General features: G+C 73.6%; 10 protein-coding genes. 5 read left to right on the top strand and 5 right to left on the bottom strand.

The window, feature by feature from the left end; genetic code table 11:
- Window positions 1–3: 3 nt before the first annotated feature.
- The 4 genes from ACQF4J_RS39115 to ACQF4J_RS39130 form a co-directional block, all read right to left on the bottom strand.
- Entirely contained in the window at window positions 4–2,502 is a 2,499-nt protein-coding gene (locus ACQF4J_RS39115) for a SpoIIE family protein phosphatase (RefSeq protein ID WP_351575584.1), read from the bottom strand.
- A gap of 369 nt (window positions 2,503–2,871) precedes the next feature.
- On the bottom strand, window positions 2,872–4,095 hold the full coding sequence (locus ACQF4J_RS39120; protein ID WP_351575587.1) for a cytochrome P450: 1,224 nt from the start codon (window positions 4,093–4,095) through the stop codon (window positions 2,872–2,874).
- A gap of 157 nt (window positions 4,096–4,252) precedes the next feature.
- Window positions 4,253–5,437, bottom strand: a complete 1,185-nt coding sequence (locus tag ACQF4J_RS39125; protein WP_351802584.1) for a cytochrome P450 — start codon at window positions 5,435–5,437, stop codon at window positions 4,253–4,255.
- Window positions 5,438–5,624: 187 nt separating this feature from the next.
- Window positions 5,625–6,413 (bottom strand): IclR family transcriptional regulator, encoded by a 789-nt coding sequence (locus tag ACQF4J_RS39130; RefSeq protein WP_351575593.1) that lies wholly within the window; start codon window positions 6,411–6,413, stop codon window positions 5,625–5,627.
- A 175-nt stretch (window positions 6,414–6,588) separates the two neighbouring features.
- Between ACQF4J_RS39130 and ACQF4J_RS39135 the strand changes: the two genes are divergently transcribed.
- The 4 genes from ACQF4J_RS39135 (at window position 6,589) to ACQF4J_RS39150 (ending at window position 13,470) form a co-directional block, all read left to right on the top strand.
- Complete coding sequence (locus ACQF4J_RS39135) at window positions 6,589–9,567, top strand: AfsR/SARP family transcriptional regulator (RefSeq protein ID WP_427167870.1); 2,979 nt, start codon at window positions 6,589–6,591, stop codon at window positions 9,565–9,567.
- Window positions 9,568–9,665: 98 nt separating this feature from the next.
- Window positions 9,666–10,928, top strand: a complete 1,263-nt coding sequence (locus ACQF4J_RS39140; RefSeq protein WP_351575599.1) for an MFS transporter — start codon at window positions 9,666–9,668, stop codon at window positions 10,926–10,928.
- Window positions 10,929–10,971: 43 nt separating this feature from the next.
- On the top strand, window positions 10,972–12,177 hold the full coding sequence (locus ACQF4J_RS39145) for a cytochrome P450 (protein ID WP_351802581.1): 1,206 nt from the start codon (window positions 10,972–10,974) through the stop codon (window positions 12,175–12,177).
- A gap of 69 nt (window positions 12,178–12,246) precedes the next feature.
- Entirely contained in the window at window positions 12,247–13,470 is a 1,224-nt protein-coding gene (locus ACQF4J_RS39150) for a cysteine desulfurase-like protein (RefSeq protein WP_427167872.1), read from the top strand.
- Window positions 13,471–13,487: 17 nt separating this feature from the next.
- On the opposite strand, the gene ACQF4J_RS39155 is transcribed toward ACQF4J_RS39150, so the two are convergent.
- Window positions 13,488–14,096: a nucleoside deaminase gene (locus tag ACQF4J_RS39155; RefSeq protein ID WP_351575608.1), complete on the bottom strand. Its 609-nt coding sequence runs from the start codon at window positions 14,094–14,096 to the stop codon at window positions 13,488–13,490.
- A gap of 155 nt (window positions 14,097–14,251) precedes the next feature.
- On the opposite strand from ACQF4J_RS39155, the gene ACQF4J_RS39160 reads away from it, so the two are divergent.
- The gene (locus tag ACQF4J_RS39160; RefSeq protein ID WP_427167875.1) at window positions 14,252–17,443 is read left to right on the top strand and encodes an amidohydrolase family protein; all 3,192 of its coding nucleotides are present in this window, start codon (window positions 14,252–14,254) and stop codon (window positions 17,441–17,443) included.
- Window positions 17,444–17,706: the final 263 nt, after the last annotated feature.

Here is a 17,706-nt window from a genome sequence, read left to right on the forward strand (position 1 = left end):
TGGTCAACGTGGCGGGGCGTACTCGGTGAGCAGGAGCGCGATGTCGTCCGCCCTGTCGGGGGAGGCGTGGCAGGCATCCCGCAGCAGCCCGTCGGCCAGATCGTCCAGGCCACCCCCGCCAAGCCGGGCCAGCGACCCCCGGAGTCGCTCGACGTCGGAGCCGATGTCCGAGTCGCGCCTCTCGATCAACCCGTCCGTATAGAGGGCCAGGACCGACCCGGGAGCGAGACGCAGCTCCGACTCCGGAAAGCGTGCCGTCGCGTCGATGCCGAGCAGTGGGCCGCCGGGCACATCCAGGATCTTGGTGTGCCCGTCGGGCAGGCGCAACAGGGGCGGGAGATGGCCCGCCCGGACGATGCGTACGATCCCCGAGCGGGGATGGAACTGGGCGTAGCAGCAGCTGGCGAGGAGCACCGGGTCGAGGTCCATGTGGAGCCGGTTGGTGCCGGCGGCGACGTCGCTCGGTCGGTGGCCGGCGGCGACGAATGCCCGCATGGCGCTGCGCAGTTGGCCCATGGCGGCCGCGGCGGGGACGTTGTGCCCCTCGACGTCCCCGACGATCAGTGCGACTTCGTCGCCGGTGGGGATGACGTCGTACCAGTCGCCGCCGATGTCCATCCCCCTGGTGCCCGGAAGATAACGCCCGGTGACGTGCAGCCCGGGCAGAGTGGGCAGCCGGTGCGGCAGCAGCGCGTCTTGCAGGCCGCGGGCGAGGGCGAATTCGGCGTCGTAGAGTCTGGCGCGTTCCAGCGCCTGGCCGATCAGGCCGCCCAGCGCGGTGAGGACTCCGCGCTCCTCGTCGGGGAACCGGTGGATGTCGTCGAAGCCGAGAATGCAGGCGCCGACCGGGTGGTTCGAGGCGATCAGCGGCAGGAACGCCCAGGAGTTGGTGTGACCCACCATGAGCCCGGGGTAGCTCTCGCGGAGCTGCTTCCGGGACTCGACGAACAGCGGGACCCCGGAGGTCAGCGCGTCCGTCACGGGCAGCCGGGCGTGCAGCGGGGTGCCTTCGAACCGGGCGAGAAAGCGTTTCGAGTAGCCGCGCTGAGCGAGCAGGTGCAGGCGCTGTTCCTCCAGCACGGCGATCGCCAGCTTCTGGCCGCCGAAGGCCGGCAGCAACTGTTCGGCGACGGCATCGAACACCTCGCCCGCGGTGGCCGCCTCGGTGAGGGCGCTGCCCAGCGTGAGCACCCGGTAGAGGGAACCCACGCGGGGGGCCGCGGGCGGAGGCGCCGAGGAGATGGGCGGCCCCTCCTCGGTGACCGGTGCACCGGGTGCGGTGCCGGCCGGTACGGGCTGCCGCACTCGTGAGGCCCATCCCGTCATGCCCTGAGCGCCCGGGTGGAGGGAGAAGACCAGCCACTCGTCCGGCGGGCGGCGGACCAGGAAGGAGACCGGTTGCTGGGACACCAAGGCGGCCCGGTAGCGGTCCTCGTACACGGGATCGGCCAGCCAAGGCAGGATGTCCCAGGGGCGCCGGCCGAGCAGTTCGTCCTGGCGGACCCGCAGCAGATCCTCCAGGCTGTGGTTGGCGTAGGCGAGGCGTCCGTCGGGAGAGAGCGCGAAGAAACCGTCCGCGAGCCGCTCGATCGCCGCCACGGCGGCCATGCCGCTCCCGGAGTCCAGCACGGCGCCGACCAGGTGGCAAGAGGCCTCCGAGTCGTCGGGGCTCGCCGGTACCCGGCCCCACAGCTCGACGACGCGGTGTCCACCACGGCCGTCCAGGATGCGCAGGCGGTGCGCCAGTAGGTGTCCCTCCTCGACCGCGGCGCGGGCGACGGACCCGAAACCGGGCAGATCCGCCGGCTCGATGTGGGCCGCCAGTGTGGCCGCCCGACCGTCGAACGCGCGGGGCGCAATCCCGAAGATCGCGCACAGCTCGTCGTCGGCGGTGAGGGCTCCGGTGTGGAGGTTCCAGTCGAACAGGCCCACCCGGATCGCCGGAGCGGACGGCAGCGGGACCAGTACCGGAGCCGTCCGCTCGTCGTACTCACCGAGCGTGCCGCGGGCCCGCAGTCCGGCGAGGGCGGTGCCCAGCCGGTCGGCGGCGGAGCGCAACTGCCCGCGCTGCGCCCTCGACAGTCCTGTCCCGCCCGGCCTGGCCGTCCACACCACGGCGATGGCGCCGAAGGTCCGCTCGCCCGCCCGTACGGGGACCGATGCAGAGCCGAACGGATAGGGCAGGGCGATCGAGAGCTGGGGGAAGCGCCGCATCGTCTCCTCCGCCCCGGCCAGGTGGACCATGTGCCCGGAGCGGCAGGCCTCCGCCACCGGCATACGGCTGTTGACCGGGATCCGGCGCCACCCGCTGAGCAGGGAGGGCGGTGTCCCGCAGGACGCGGCCACGACGAGCGAGCGATGGTCGCCGGAGAGCAGGAACACACTTCCGGCATGTGCTCCGGTGACCTCCACGGCATGGACCACGGCCCTCACCAACGCGTCGTCGCGCTCGGGCGCTGCGCCGACACCCGCGGCGCTGAGCGGGTATGAGCTCGATGCCATACCGTTGGCCGACACGCTGTCCTCGATCATCCATGGAGTGCTTTTCTCAGTTTAGGGTCATTCGCACCTATCTGTGGATGGATGTCGGGCCGGTGTGGGTAAGTCGATTTTTTCCCGCAGGCCAGGCGGAGCGGGGGAACGTTCGCCAGGTTGCCCGATCATGAGTGAGAGCGATTCGGCCGCCCCAGCGGAAGCTCCTCTCACCACGGATGCGGCCGTGCTCGCGCCCTTGGGGCGGCCGGCACCTCGGGGGTCGGGCGTTGGCTGCGTGTCCTGGCGGAGTGCTGGATGCGGCCCGTGTTGCGGCGCCTCACCTTCCTGGCGGGTTCCTGACGGGCCGACCGCGCCGGTCGCGGGCCGGCCGCGCCGTCAGCGGAGGGTCAGCCGACCGCGGAAGTTCTCCGGCACCGGTGCGAACCGCAGCGCCATCGTGATCCCGTCCGGCCTCCGGGCCGTCAGACGGTAGCGCGTGCACAGCAGGTGGCACAGGGCCATCAGCTGGAACGTCCCGATGTTGGCGCCGACGCACTTCTTCGGCGCCCAGCCGAACGGCACGTAACTCGTGCGGTCCGCCGGTCCGTGCGGGGCGCCGGGGAGGAAACGGTCCGGGTCGAAGACGTCGGGCTGCTTCCAGACCCGTTCGTCGCGGTGGATGAGGTGCGGACTCAGCAGGTACCACTGCCCCGGTTCGAGCTCGGCCCTGCCCAGGTCGAACGCGTACTTGGAGCGCCGCACCAGCAGCAGCGGCGGGCTCCACATCCGCAGCACCTCCTTCACGAACCGGTGCGTCACCGGCGCCACCCGGGTGGGCGCCTTGCGGAACTCCGCCGGATCGACGGCGCACAGTTCGTCCGCGAGCCGGCGCTGCCACTCGGGGTGCCGTACGAACTCGTACAGCAGACTCGCCGCGGCGGTGCCGGGCGGGCCGCCGATGGCGGTCAGGACCGTCGTCACGACGTCCAGCGCGCGGTCCATGCCGAGTTCCGGCAGCAGGTCCACGAAGGGGTCGGCGAGGTCCGGCTCGCGGCCGCGCCGGCCGTCGGCACGCTGCCGCAGGACCCGCCGCACCACCAGACCCGCACGGATCTGGACCACGATGTGACGCAGGTGGTGCAAGGGGCCGCCCGGCTCGGGCGAGACCAGCCGGGACAGCTTCATCTCCAGGTCCCGGCGGACCAGTTCCTCCTCGGCGGAGGTGAGGCCGTCCAGCGCGACGGGCAGCAGCGAGCGCAGCGTCACGTCCTGCATCAACATGGTCAGGTCGACGTCCTCCCCGACCCGCTCGTCCATGACCCGTTCCATGCGCGCGACCAGCAGGCCCTGGTGCTCGGCCGTCGCGAGGGCGTGCAGGCGGGTCATCCAGGCGGAGCGGACCCGGCTCCACAGGATCTCGGGGCTGCGACGCCGGCGCACCAGGTCGACCAGGCGGTCGTGCATGACGTACCGGTGCCAGTTCGTGGCGCTGACCCGGCGCGCCGCCTCCGGCTCGAACACGCCGAGCCGCTGGTCGTCGACCCAGAAGATCCCGTTCTCACGCGCGCTGCGCCGCCTTATGGAGTGCAGGAAGTCCTCGGGGTGCTGCGGGGTGGTCATCGTGAGCGTTCCCCTCGTGGGGCGCGGGGAGCCGACCGTGGGGCGCCTCCCCGCGCAGGGCCGGTCAGATGTGGTGGTACAGGTACCAGAAGTGCGAGTAGACCTTGCGGACGTTGAGGACCGACTTGGTCTTGAAGTACAGCGCGCGCATGCGGGTTCACCTCCTTCCGGGGCAGCCGTCGTGACGGCTCAGCGTCGCGGTGAACCGCGGCGGAGCCAGCGCCGGACCCACCTGGGGACCCGCGCCGTCATGAGGGGTGACCGACAGACGCCAGTCACGGGTGAGCAGACCTACGAGGTCCTCCAGCAGCCGCACGGTGACGGTCGCGCCTGCACAGGTGTGCGGACCGTGCCCGAACGGCAGGTACGCGGCGTCGGGCACCCCCGTCGCCCAGCGCTGCGGTACGAACTCGTCGGGCCGGTCCCAGTGCCCGGGATGCCGGTGCACCAGATAGCTGCACACCACGAGCCGGTCCCGGGGCGTCACCCGCGTCCCGCACAGCTCCTGCACCCGGCTCGGCGTGCGCGCGAACAGCCACGCGACCGGCCACAGCCGCAACGCCTCGCGCACCGTCCAGCTCGGGTCCGCCGGGACACGGTCCGGATGCGTGCCCATCAGGTGGACCGACCAGCCCAGCGCGAACCCGACCGACCCGACCACCGCGAACAGGAACGAGAGGTAGACCTCCACGAGATCCCGCGGATCGGCCGCCGCTCCGCCCCCGTCGACCACCACGTCCATGAGGTCGCGTGGTACGGACGGGCCGTCGAGCCGGTCCTGCCGGACGCGTACCTCCTCACGCAGGGCTCGCAGCGCACGGCGGCGGAACAGCAGCCGGGACGGGACCGAGTGGCGCCGGCGCGCGCCCGCCAGAACCGCGCGGGCGACGATCGCCTCCACCGTCGTCTGCAGCCCGGCCGGCGCCTCCCGGTGCAGCAGCACGTCACGCAGATGCGACAGGACGAGCAGGTTGCCGGCGTCCGGCCATTCGCTGCGCGGAGCGAGCCGCTCGGCGACCAGGCGGGGCAACTCGTCACGACGGGCGTCGAGGTGACGTCGTATCAGGTCGCGTGCCGCCCGCCCGATGGCGATCTGCGCGGAGCGCGGGCCGAAGACGCCGTGCCGGTTGTGGTAGAAGTCGGACGTCTCCGCCACCGTGCCGTGCCGGTTGCCCATCACCGCCCGGACCGCCTCGGGATCGGCCACGCACACCTCGCCGCCGGCCGAGCGCCACACGCCGTGCACGCCGTCGAACTCGGCGCTGATCCGAGCCAGCGGGTCGGTACGGCGCTCGTGCGAACGCCCCGCACCGCGCACCGCGCGTGGCGGCGACGACTCCATGGTGGTCCCCCGTAAGTCGTGATTCGGATCGCGGTCGTCCCGTGCCGTTCTCGGCGCTCGGCCTTCGGGGCGACGGGCACAGCCTGCTGGCCCGCGGTAGGCCTGTCGCCCGCTGTGCCGCTGAGCGGAACGGGCGGGGCACGGCGCCCGTGCGCCACCCCGGCGGCCAGGGGTGCCACCGGGCCGGTCAGCGTTGCCGTCCGAGGGCCGCCGTGATGGCCGACGCCGCCCGGCGGGCCGTCTCGGCGAGGCGTTGCAGGCGGTGGTCCGGCCCGGTCAGGACGCCCAGCGCCGCCACCGGTACCCCACCGGCGGCGAACACCGGTACGGCGGCGCAGCAGACGCCCTCCAGCACCTCCTCGCGGTCGTAGGCGACGCCGGACTCCCGGATGCGCGCGGCCTCGTCCGGCCAGGACCGGGGCAGCGGTCCCTGCGGCAGGCCGGGTCCCGCCCAGGCGGCCAGGATCTTGCCGGTCGCCGTGTACCAGGGCCAGATCCGCCGGTCGTCGGGCACCGGCCGGGAGAGGTCGGTGGCGGTCCGGTCGAGGATCAGCGTCTGCCCCTCGTACAGCACGGCGAGGGTGGCGGTCGTGCCGGTGGCGGCCGCCAGCCGTCGCAGTGGCCGCTGCGCGGCCGCGCGCAGCCCCGGGTACGGCTGCCAGCCCTGGCCCAGACGGAACATGCCGGGTCCGATGCGGTAGCGGCCGGCACTGCGTTCGACGGCCCCCAACTCCACGAGTTGGTCGAGCAGCCGGTACGCGGTCGTCTTGGGCAGACCGCACGCCGAGGCCAGAGTGGTCACGCCCGCGTCCTCCAGGTGGTGCAGGGCGTCGAGCAGGGCGAAGGCGCCTTCCAGTACGCCGCGGCCGGCTGTCGCGGACAGCGGTCCGGGCAGGCCGGGCGAGGGCGCCGGGGCGAGCGGTCCGGTCCGTGGGGGCGCCGCGGCGGTCGCGGTCGCCGTAGTCGATCGATGCACGTGTCTACCCCCGTGTTCACGTGTGAGCCCCGTGTGATGACGGTGTGGTGCGTGGTCGCGCGTGCGCCGCTCCGTCGTCCGGAGCGGCGTCGCTCGAACGAGGGTGGGGTGAGGGGATGGGCCGAGATTTTGCCGAAAGCTTGTCGCCCTGCGTACGGATATGAGGGGAATGTGGATGCGATGTGAACGGGGGGTGGGTGCGGTGCTGCGCCTGTGTCTGTCGGGACCCGTGGAAGTGCTGGTGCGCGACGCGCCGGTGGACCTGGGGCCGCCCCAACGCCGGGCCGTCCTCGCCGCGTTGGCCGTGGACGCGGGCAGACCCGTACCGGTCGAGGTGCTCATCGACCGGATATGGGGCACCGAGCCACCGGACGGAGCGCGCCGCGCCCTGTACGCGCACGTCGCCCGCATCCGGCGCCTGGCCGAGCGCCTGGACGACGACGGCGAGGGACGATTACCGGTACTGCGCAGGGCCGGCGGCTACCAACTCGACCTCGACCCGGACCGGGTCGACCTGCACCGCTTCCACCGCCTCGCCGCCCTGGCCCGTGACGAGGCGCTGCCCGACCGCTCCCGCGCCGCACGGCTGCGCGAGGCACTGGAACTGTGGCGCGGCGAGCCCTTCGCCGGCCTGCCCGGCGCCTGGCCCGCCCGGATGCGCGAGACCTGGCGTCGCCGGCGAGTGGACGCGGCCGTACGGCTGGCGGGCATCGAGACCCGCAGCGGCGATCCGACCGCCGTCCTGGGCCAGTTGACCGACCTCCTGGGCGAATACCCGCTGACCGAGCCCCTGGCGGAGGCCCTCATGCAGGCCCTGCACGCCTCCGGCGACAGCGGCGAGGCGCTGCGCTGCTACGCCCAGACCAGGCGGCGCCTGATCGAGGAGCTCGGCACCGAACCCGGGCGCCGGTTGCGGGAGTTGCACCAGGAGATCCTCGGGGAGCGCCCCCTCGGACATCCGAGAGAACATCCGCCGACGCGAGAATCCGCGGCCACCTCGCCGGCCCGGCCGGTGCCCCGCCCCGCGACGCCCGACCGGCCGACGCCCCGGCCCGCAACGCCTGCCCGGCCGACACCGAGCCCCGCCTCGACCGCCGCCGCACCCCGGGACCCGGTCGGCGGCGCCCCCTACGTCGTACCGGCCCAACTTCCCGCGACGACGGCGGGCTTCACCGGCCGCACCGACGAACTCGCCCGTCTGGACGCACTGCTGGCCCCGGTCGGGCGGCGGCCGGCGGCGGTCGTCGTCTCCGCGCTGTCGGGCATGGGCGGCGTGGGCAAGACCGCCCTGGCGGTGCACTGGGCTCGACAGGCGCGCCCCGCCTTTCCCGACGGGCAGCTGTACGTCAACCTGCGCGGCTTCGACCCGGGCGGCGCGCCCCTCACCCCGGACCGGGCCGTACGCGGATTCCTCGACGCGCTCGGAGTGCCCGCCTCCCGGGTGCCGGAGTCCCTCGACGCCCAGGTGGGCCTGTACCGCAGCCTGCTGTCCGGCCGGCGGGTCCTGGTGCTGCTCGACAACGCGCGGGACGCCGATCAGGTCCGGCCGCTGCTGCCCGGTGCGCCGGGCTGCCTGGCGCTGGTGACCAGCCGCGCCCCGCTGACCGGACTCGCCGCCGCGCAGGGGGCGCAGCTGCTCGCCCTCGACCTGCTCGGGGCCGAGGAGTGCCGTGAACTGCTCGCCGCGCGCCTCGGTGCCGCGCGGGTGGCGGCCGAGGCGGCCGCCGTCGACGAGATCGTCGTGCGCTGCGCGGGACTGCCGCTCGCGCTCGCGGTCGTCGCCGCCCGGGCCGCCGCCGCCCCGGCGCTGCCGCTGGCCGGCCCGGCGGAGGAACTGCGCACCGCCGAGCGCATCCTGGACCCGCTGGACACCGGAGACCCGGCCACCGCGGTACGGACCGTCCTCCACTGGTCCTACCGGACCCTCAGCCCGCGGGCCGCCCGGCTGTTCCGCTTCCTGAGCCTGCATCCCGGCCCCGACGCCGACCTGACCTCCCTCGCCGCCCTCGCCGGCGCGGTCGTGGGCCAGGTGCGGGCGCCGGTGGCGGAACTGACCGCCGCCCACCTGCTGAGCGAGCACCTGCCGGGCCGCTACACCTGCCACGACCTGCTGCGCGCCCACGCCGTCGAACTGGCCGCCGAACACGACGACCCGCCCAGGCTGCGCGCCGCGACGCGCCGCGTCCTGGACCACTATCTGCACACGGCGTACGCGGCCGACGCCCTGCTGACCCGCCGACGCCACCCGATGACCCTCGCACCGCCCGCGCCCGGCGCGCAGGCGCGGCAACCGGCCGACGCCGAGGAGGCGTTGGCGTGGCTGACCGCCGAACAACCCGTCCTGCTCTCGGCCGTCGAACACACCGCACCGGGATTCGCCGCGCACACCTGGCAGTTGGCCGCGATGCTGACCACCTTCCTGGAACGCCAGGGCAACTGGCAGGCCCTCACCGACGTCCACACCGTCGCCCTGCGCACGGCCATCGACCACGCCGATCCGGCCGGGCAGGCGGCCGGCCACCGCGGCCTCGGGCTCGCCCGCTTCCAGCTCCGCGACCCCGACGGAGCCCGCCACCATTTCACCCGGGCCCTCGATCTGTTCCGCCTGCTGGACAACCACCCCGGGCAGGCCCGCACCTGCCAGAACCTGGCCAAGATGGCCTGGGCACACGGGGCGCCGCACGAGGCGCTGCACCACGCCCGCCGCTCACTCGAACACTTCCGGCTGGCCCACGACCGCGGCGGACAGGCGGTCGCCCTCAATGACATCGGCTGGTACCTCGCCGAGCTCGGCGAGCTGCGGCTGGCCCTCGTCCACTGCCGCAGGGCCCTGCCCCTCGTGCAGGCCACCGGCGACCTCAGCGGCCAGGCGCACACCTGGGACAGCCTCGGCTACATCCACCGCCACCTCGGGCACCACACCGAGGCCGTGGAGTGCTACGACCGCGCGCTCGCCCTCTTCCGCAAGGCCGGCGACCGCCGCAGCGAGGCCATCGGCCTCACCTACCTCGGCGACACCCACGAGAAGGCGGGCGCCCTCGGCCCCGCCCTGGACGCCTGGCAGCGGGCCCTGGACCTGTTCGACGAACTCGGCCTGCCCGAGGCCGACACCCTGCGCGCCAAAGTCAGGGCACGGGCGCCGGCCGACTACTGAACGGCGCCCGTCACCCCTTTGTGTGATCTTTGCCGCTCGCCGCGTTGTCCCCCTCGCCGACCCCACCTAGCCTCACCCGCGGACACGGGAGGGCCGGCATGCTGAAGACCGTACGAGAACAGGCATCGGGACTCACCAAGGACCAGCGCAACGCCTTCGTCGCCGCCTACTTGGGGTGGGCGATGGACGCCTTCGACTACTTCCTCGTCGTACTCGTCTACAGCGAGATCGCCGACGACTTCGGTGTCTCGCTCACCGACATGGCCTTCCTCACCACGGTCACCCTGGTGATGCGGCCGGTCGGTGCCCTGATCTTCGGCATGTGGGCGGACCGCAAGGGCCGGCGCGTGCCGCTCATGGCCGACGTCGTCTTCTATTCGCTCGTCGGCTTCGCCTGCGCCTTCGCGCCCAACTACACCGTGCTGCTGGTGCTGCGGCTGCTGTACGGCATCGGGATGGGTGGCGAGTGGGGCCTCGGCGCGGCGCTGGCCATGGAGAAGATCCCGGCCGAGCGGCGCGGCTTCTGGTCGGGGCTGCTGCAGAGCGGCTACTCGCTGGGATACCTGCTCGCCGCCGTCGCGTTCCTCGGCATCGAACCCGCCTTCGGCTGGCGGGGGTTGTTCGCCTTCAGCCTGGTGCCCGCCCTCGTCGCCCTGTGGGTGCGGACGCGGGTCGAGGAGAGCGAGGTGTGGGAGAAGAGCGTGGCGCTCAACCGCACCCCCGCCCACCAGGTGTTCAGGAACCCGGCGGTGTTGCGGCGCTTCGTGTACCTGGTAGCGCTGATGACCGCCTTCAACTGGATGTCGCACGGCACCCAGGACGTCTACCCGACCTTCGTCAAGAAGGGCCTCGGCCTGTCACCGGACACCGCGATCGCCATCGCCGTGGTCTACAACATCGGCGCGATGATCGGCGGATCCCTGCTCGGTGCCTACTCCGAGCGGCTGGGCCGCCGCCGTACGATCATGGTCGCGGCCGCCGCGGGCCTGGTCGTGGTGCCCTTCTTCGTGCTGTCCACCACCACGGGCTGGCTGATGCTCTCGTCCTTCCTGATGCAGGTGTGCGTGCAGGGGGCCTGGGGCGTCATCCCCGCGCATCTGACCGAGATGAGCCCGGACGCCGTCCGCGGCTTCTATCCGGGCGTCACCTACCAGCTCGGCAACCTGATCGCCGCCCTCAACCTGCCCATCCAGGAAGCCGTCGCCGAGCGGCACGGCTATCCGGCGGCCATGACGTGGACCGTGGTGCCGGCCCTGACCGCGGTGATCGTGCTCAGCGCCGTCGGCAAGGAGGCCAAGGGCATCCGGTTCGGCAGCGCCGGCACCAGGGCGCCGACCACGGCGGCGGCCGACAACGCGTAGCACCCGGCCACCGGGCACCGCGGTGACGCGTTTAGCCTTGGGTGTGATCGGATTTCCCCTCGGCGCCTCGACCACGCTCGCCGAACTCGCCCGCGATCCGCACCCGCGCCTGGCCCTCCTGCGCGCCCACGAGCCGGTGTCGTGGCTGCCCGAGCTGAACGGCTGGCTGGTGACCCGCCGTGACCTGGCGCTCGACGTGATGCGTGAGGCGGCCGCCTTCACCGTCGACGACCCCCGCTTCACCACCGCGCAGGTGGTCGGGCCGAGCATGCTGTCCCTGGACGGCGCCGAACACACCCGCCACCGCGACCCCTTTGCCGCCCCCTTCCGGCCCCGCGCGGTCCGCGAGGGGTTCGCCTCCTTCATCGAGCGGGAGACCGGCCGCCTGATCACCGGGCTCGAAGCGTCCGGCACCGCCGACCTGCGACGTGCCTTCGCCGGCCCCCTCGCCGTCGCCGTCGTCACCGAGGCGCTCGGACTCACCGGCACCACCACGGACACCGTGCTCTCCTGGTACGAGGCCATCGTGCGCTCGGTCTCGGACCTCACCGCAGGGGTGGCCGCGGGACCCGCCGGCGCGGCCGCGTACGCGCGGCTGAAGGACGCCGTGGAGGCCACCGTCGCGGACCGGCGGGCGTCCTCGCTGCTCGTCTCCGCGGCCGACCGGCTGGCACCGGCCGAGGTGGCGTCCAACGCGGCCGTGCTGATGTTCGGCGGCATCGAGACCACCGAGGCGATGATCACCAACGCGCTGCTGCACCTGCTGAGCCACCCCGACCAGCTCGCCCTCGTACGGACCGACCCCGGACTGCTGGACGGCGCGATCGAGGAGTCCCTGCGCCTCGAACCCGGCGCGGCCGTCGTCGACCGCTACGCCACCCGCGACACGCGGCTCGGGCCGGCCACCGTCCGCCGCGGCGACCTCGTCACCGTCTCCCTGGCCGGCGCCAACCGCGACCCGGCCGTCTTCCCCGACCCGGACCGCTTCGACGTCCGCCGCGACAACGCCCGCCTGCAACTGGCCTTCGCCCACGGCCCGCACCACTGCCTCGCCGCCCACCTGGCCCGCCTGGAGACCCGCATCGCCCTTCAACGCCTGCTCGAACGGCTCCCCGGCCTGCGCCTCGATCCCGGGCGGCCCGCCTCGCCGTACGGCCTGGTCTTCCGCAAGCCCGACACCCTGCACCTGCGGTGGGACGTCCCGTCCGACCCGGCGGACAGCCGGAGCGGACCCACCACGCCCTCGTGATCACGCTCGGGTGCCCATGACAGGCTGAGATGTCGGACAGACGGCCCTCGGCACCCACAGGAGCACCACGTGACCTACGACATCAGCGCACTGCGCTCCCGGTTCCCCGCCCTGGCCGCGGGTATCGCCCACTTCGACGGCCCCGGCGGCACCCAGACACCCGAACCCGTCATCCGGGCCGTCGCGGACGCCCTGGCGAACCCCCTGTCGAACCGGGGACAGGTGGCGGTGGGGGAGCGCAACGCCGACGCCATCGTCACCGGGGCCCGGCAGGCCATGGCCGACCTCCTGGGCGCACAGGCGTCCGGGATCGTCTTCGGACGCAGCGCCACCCAGCTCACGTACGATTTCTCCCGCACCCTCGCCAAGACCTGGGTGCCCGGCGACGAGGTGGTCGTCACCCGACTCGACCACGACGCCAACATCCGCCCCTGGGTGCAGGCCGCCGACCTGGCCGGGGCCACCGTGCGCTGGGCCGACTTCGACCCCGCGACCGGGGAGCTGACCGTCGACCACGTCCGGGCCGTACTGTCCGAGCGCACCCGGCTGGTCGCCGTCACCGCCGCGTCGAACCTGATCGGAACGCGCCCCGCCGTGGCCGAGATCGCCCGACTCGCCCGCGGGACGGGCGCGCTGACCTACGTCGACGGCGTCCACCACACCGCCCACGCGCTCGTCGACCTGGAGCTGCTCGGAGCCGACTTCTACGTCTGCTCGCCGTACAAGTTCCTCGGCCCGCACCTCGGAGTGCTCGCCGCCCGCCCGGAGTTGCTGCAGAGCCTGCACCCGGACAAGCTGCTGCCGTCCACCGACACGGTGCCGGAGCGCTTCGAACTGGGCACCCTGCCCTACGAGTTCCTCGCCGGAACCCGCGCGGCCGTCGACTTCCTCGCCGGGCTCGACACGAGTGCCATGGGAAGCCGCCGCGCACGCCTGGCCGCCTCCTTGACGGCGCTCGAAGAGCACGAGCAGGTCCTGCGTGCCCGGCTCGACAAGGGCCTGTCGTCGTTGGAGGGCGTCACCGTCCACTCCCGGGCCGCCGACCGCACCCCCACCCTGCTGCTGACCTTCGCGCACCACAGCACCGTCGACGCCTACCACTTCCTCGCCGAACGCGCGGTCCACGCCCCCTCGAGCTCCTTCTACGCGATCGAGGCCTCCCGCCGGCTCGGCCTGGGCGACACCGGCGGCCTGCGCGTCGGTCTCGCGCCCTACAACGACACCGAGGACGTCGACCGGCTGCTGACCGGACTCTCCGAGTTCCTGGCGCTCCCCGGGACGGACGCCCGCTGACACGCGGCTGCTTGCGGCTATTTGGCGCCCCCGCGCGCGTTGTAGACGACGATGTCTCCGGCGTCGACGGCTTCCCGGTAGGCGCGGAACACCGTCAGGGCCTCCTCGCGCAGGACGTCCCTCACGACCTCGATGCCCCGCTGCTCGAACTGTTCGGCCCAGTCCGTGCGCAGCGGCCCCTCGTCGAACGTGGTGAGCTCCTCCAGTTCCGGTCCGGCGCCGGCGATCACCAGACCCCGCACGCCGGACCACAGGGCGGCGCCGTAACACTGGACGCAGGGACGCCAGTTGACGACCAGCTCGTGCGCCGGGAGGCCCTCGCCGCCGAGGTCCCAGCTGCCGGTCGCCCGCTGGGCCAGACCGAGCGCGAGGACCTCGGCGTGCGCGCTGGACACACCGGAGGCGAGCACGACGTTGACGCCCACCGAGACGATCCGGCCGGTGTCCCGCTCGGCGACGAGCGCCGCGAACGGACCGCCGTCGCCCGCACGCCAGTTGCGGTCGGCCAGGCGGTGCACCAGCCGCATCCGCTCCTCGCGGCCCGGGACGACGGCGGGCACCTCGGCCAGCTCCTCGTCGATCCACGCCGGCAGCGCGACACGGTATTCCTTGGCGATGTCGATCATGTTCGGCCCTCTGTGCGGTGGCTGGAGTGCTGCGGCACCCCGTCGAACAGGTCACCGCATCGCTCCTTTGTAGCAAGATCGGTCCGTCACTTCGGGTGGCCGTATGCGTGCCGTCAGTTGAATCCGGGGCGGGTGGTGCACCAGTGTGTGGTCCCATGGACCGTGACTGGAGCCCCACCTTCCGTCCGACCCGCCGTCAACTCCTCGCCGCCGCAGGCGCCTTGCCCCTCGTGGGCGCGGCCCCGGCGGTCGCGGCACGACAGCGCACCGACGTCGCCTCCCTGACCTTCACCCGCGCCACCAACGGCGCGGCCACCCTCGCTCCCGGCGGGGACCACCTGGTCGCCGAGGTGCAGGGAACCCTGTGGTCGCTGCCCCGCGCCGGCGGCAGAGCCCGACCCCTGACACCCACCGACCTGGAACCGGGCCGTCCGACCCACTCCCCGGACGGTCGGCTCATCGCCCTGTGCGCCTACCGGGACGGCGGTTTCCACCTGTGGACCGTACGCCCGGACGGCTCCGACCTGCGCCGGCGCACCGACGGCCCCTGGGACGACCGCGGCCCCGCCTGGTCGCCCGACGGCACCCGGCTCGCCTTCGCCTCCGAACGCGGCGGCGACCCCGTCGACGGCGGCCCGTACCGCATCCACGTCCTCGACCTGAGCACCGGCCGGATCACCCGCTTGACGGGCCTGCCCGGCCAGCAGGGCCCGCTGCAGGACACCCCGTGGGAGGACTTCGACCCCACCTGGTCACCGGACGGCGCCCACATCCTGTTCGTCCGGGCGAAGACCGTCACCACCTCCCTCGGCCTGACCGTGGAGGCCCGTACCATCGCCGCCGTGCCCGCCGACGGCAGCGGCCCCGTCGCCGTCCGGTACACCGAGACGGAGGCCGCCCAGGTCATGACGCCGGCCCTCGCCGCCGACGGCCGCCTGGCCCACCTGCGGACCACCGCGGCCCCGAACGGCTCCTGCACCCTGGTCGTCGACGGCCGCGCCGTCCCCGTCCCCGGCGACATCGCCCCGGTGCCCCCGCGCTGGACGAGCGAGGGCGAGCTGCTGCTGACCCTCGACGGCGCCTTCACCCTCGTACGACCGGACAGCCCCGGGCAGCCGCGAACCGTCCCGTTCGAGGGCGTGCTGTCCGTGCCCCGGCCCCGCTACCGGGTCAAGGAGTACGACCTCGGGCAGGCCCGCACCCGGCCGGTGCGCGGCATCCACCTGCCCGCCCTCTCGCCCGACGGCCGCCGCATCGCCTTCGCCGCCCTCAACTCGCTGTGGCTGGCCGACAGTTCGGGCGGCAGACCACCCCGGCGACTGCACACGGCGGACGCCACCCGCTATCTCCTCGGCCCCTCCTGGGCCCCCGACGGCCACTCCCTCGTCTACGCCGACGACCGGGACGGACTCCTCGGCGTGTACCGGCACGATCTCGCCACCGGCGAGGAGACCGCGCTCGCCACCGGCGGGCGGGTCCATCCGGCGCTGTCGCCCGACGGACGGCGACTGGCGTGCCTCGACATGACCGGCAGACTGCTTGTCCGCGACCTGGCGTCCGGCGAGGAGCGCGTCCTGGCCGCGCCGCTCGGCGGCGGCGGTCTGCCCGGACGGCCCAGCTGGTCGCCGGACGGCCGCCACCTCGCCCTGTGCGACCGCAACCGGCTCAACGCCCGCTTCCGGGAGGGCTACAACCTGGTCCGGATCGTCGACGCCACCACCGGCGCCGCCCGCCTCCACGCGGTGGCACCCCACACCTCGATCGCCGACCGGTACGACTCCGGGCCCGTCTGGTCGCCCGACGGCCGCATGCTGGCGGTGATCGTCGAATCCGCGCTGTGCCTGCTGCCCGTCGACCCCGACGGCACCCCGCGGGGCGAACCGCGCACGCTCACCGACGAACCCGCCGACCACCCCTCCTGGTCCGCCGACTCCTCCACCCTGCTCTACCTCTCCGGCGACCGGCTGCGCCTCATCGGCGTCGACGGCGGCCCGGCACGCACCGTCCACATCCCGCTCGACGCACACAGACCCACCCCGCCCGACCTGGTCGTGCACGCCGGACGACTGTGGGACGGCACCGGCGAGACGACCCGCGACGACGTCGACATCGTGGTCGGCGGTGGACGGATCACGGCGGTCGAACCGCACCGCGGCGGACGCCGGGCCGCCCTCCGCCGTGTCGACGCCTCCGACCGCACCGTCCTGCCCGGCCTGTGGGACACCCACACCCACCCCTGGCAGAGCACCTACGGCGGCCGCCAGACCGTCGGCCAGCTCACCTACGGCATCACCACCGCCGTCTCCCTGGGCGGATTCGCCTACGAACAGGCCCGCATCCGCGAGGCGGTGGCCGCCGGGCAGCTCGCCGGGCCCCGCCTGCTGGCCACCGGCGAACTCCTCGACGGAGCCCGCGTCGCCTACAGCATGGGCCGCGCCCACCGCACCCGTGAGGGACTGCGCCGCTCGCTGGCGCGAGCGGCCGCGCTGGACTGGGACTTCGTCAAGACCTATGTCCGGGCGCCGGGTTGGGTGATGCGGGAAGCGGCCCGCTTCGCCCACGAACAGCTCGGGGTGCGTACCGGAGGACACCTGCTCTCGCCCGGCGTCCAGCTCGGCCAGGACCTGACCACCCATCTGCAGGCCACCCAGCGGGCGGAGTTCGGGCACGCCGTCACCGCCGCGGGCCGCGCCTACCAGGACGTCGTGGAGATCTACACCGAGCGGGGCGTGGACTACTCGATGATCGCCACCCCCTTCAGTGCCGCGCCCCTCCTCGGTGCCGACCCCGCCCTCGCCGACGACCCGCGGGTCACCGTGGTCATGCCCCCGTGGGACACGGCAGCGGTCAAGCAGTCGGCCGGCGTCCCGCCCACCGCGGCCCAGCTGGCCACCCTGCGCACCGAGACCGACATCTACCGGCGCATCCTGGCCGCCGGCGGACTCGTCGCCCTCGGCACCGACCAGCCCCTCGTCCCCGTCGGCCTCGCCCTGCACCTCGGCCTGCGCGCCCTGCACCGGGGCGGGCTGTCCCCGGCGCAGGCCCTGCGCACCGCCACCGTCCTGCCCGCCCGCCTCTTCGGCCTCGACAACGACCTCGGCACCGTCGAGGAGGGCAGGCTCGCCGACCTGACCGTCGTCGACGGCGATCCGTTCACGGACTTCGCCACCCTCGTCCGCACCGTCGCCGTGCTCCGGGGCGGAGTTCCGTACACGACCGAGGAGTTGGTCGCCGCGTTCGAACCCACGGCCCGGCGGACCGCGGCCGCCGAGGACGACTGGCTCGGACTGGGCCGGCTGATGCGAAGGGACGGCTGCTGCGACGGCCACGGACCGTACGGCGGCTGACGGGGCGGCATCCGACGACACGGCGGCATGAACGGAGGTACTGCCCAGAGCGCCGCCGGAGGATCCGGGTCGCATCAGGCGAGGCAGGCCGGGTACGGCCGGGCAGGAGGGACGTTGATCCGTGTTCTTCTCGTCGAGGAGAGGGACCCGCCGCGCGGGGCGCTCGCCGCACTGCCGGCCCGCGAGGAAGACATCGAGGTGGTCGCCGAGTCGCCCGGGAACGGCCGGGTCGTCAACCGCGCCGCTGTCCTACCGGCCGGACG

The organism is Streptomyces sp. C1-1, from assembly GCF_050214755.1.
Classification (GTDB): Bacteria; Actinomycetota; Actinomycetes; order Streptomycetales; family Streptomycetaceae; genus Streptomyces.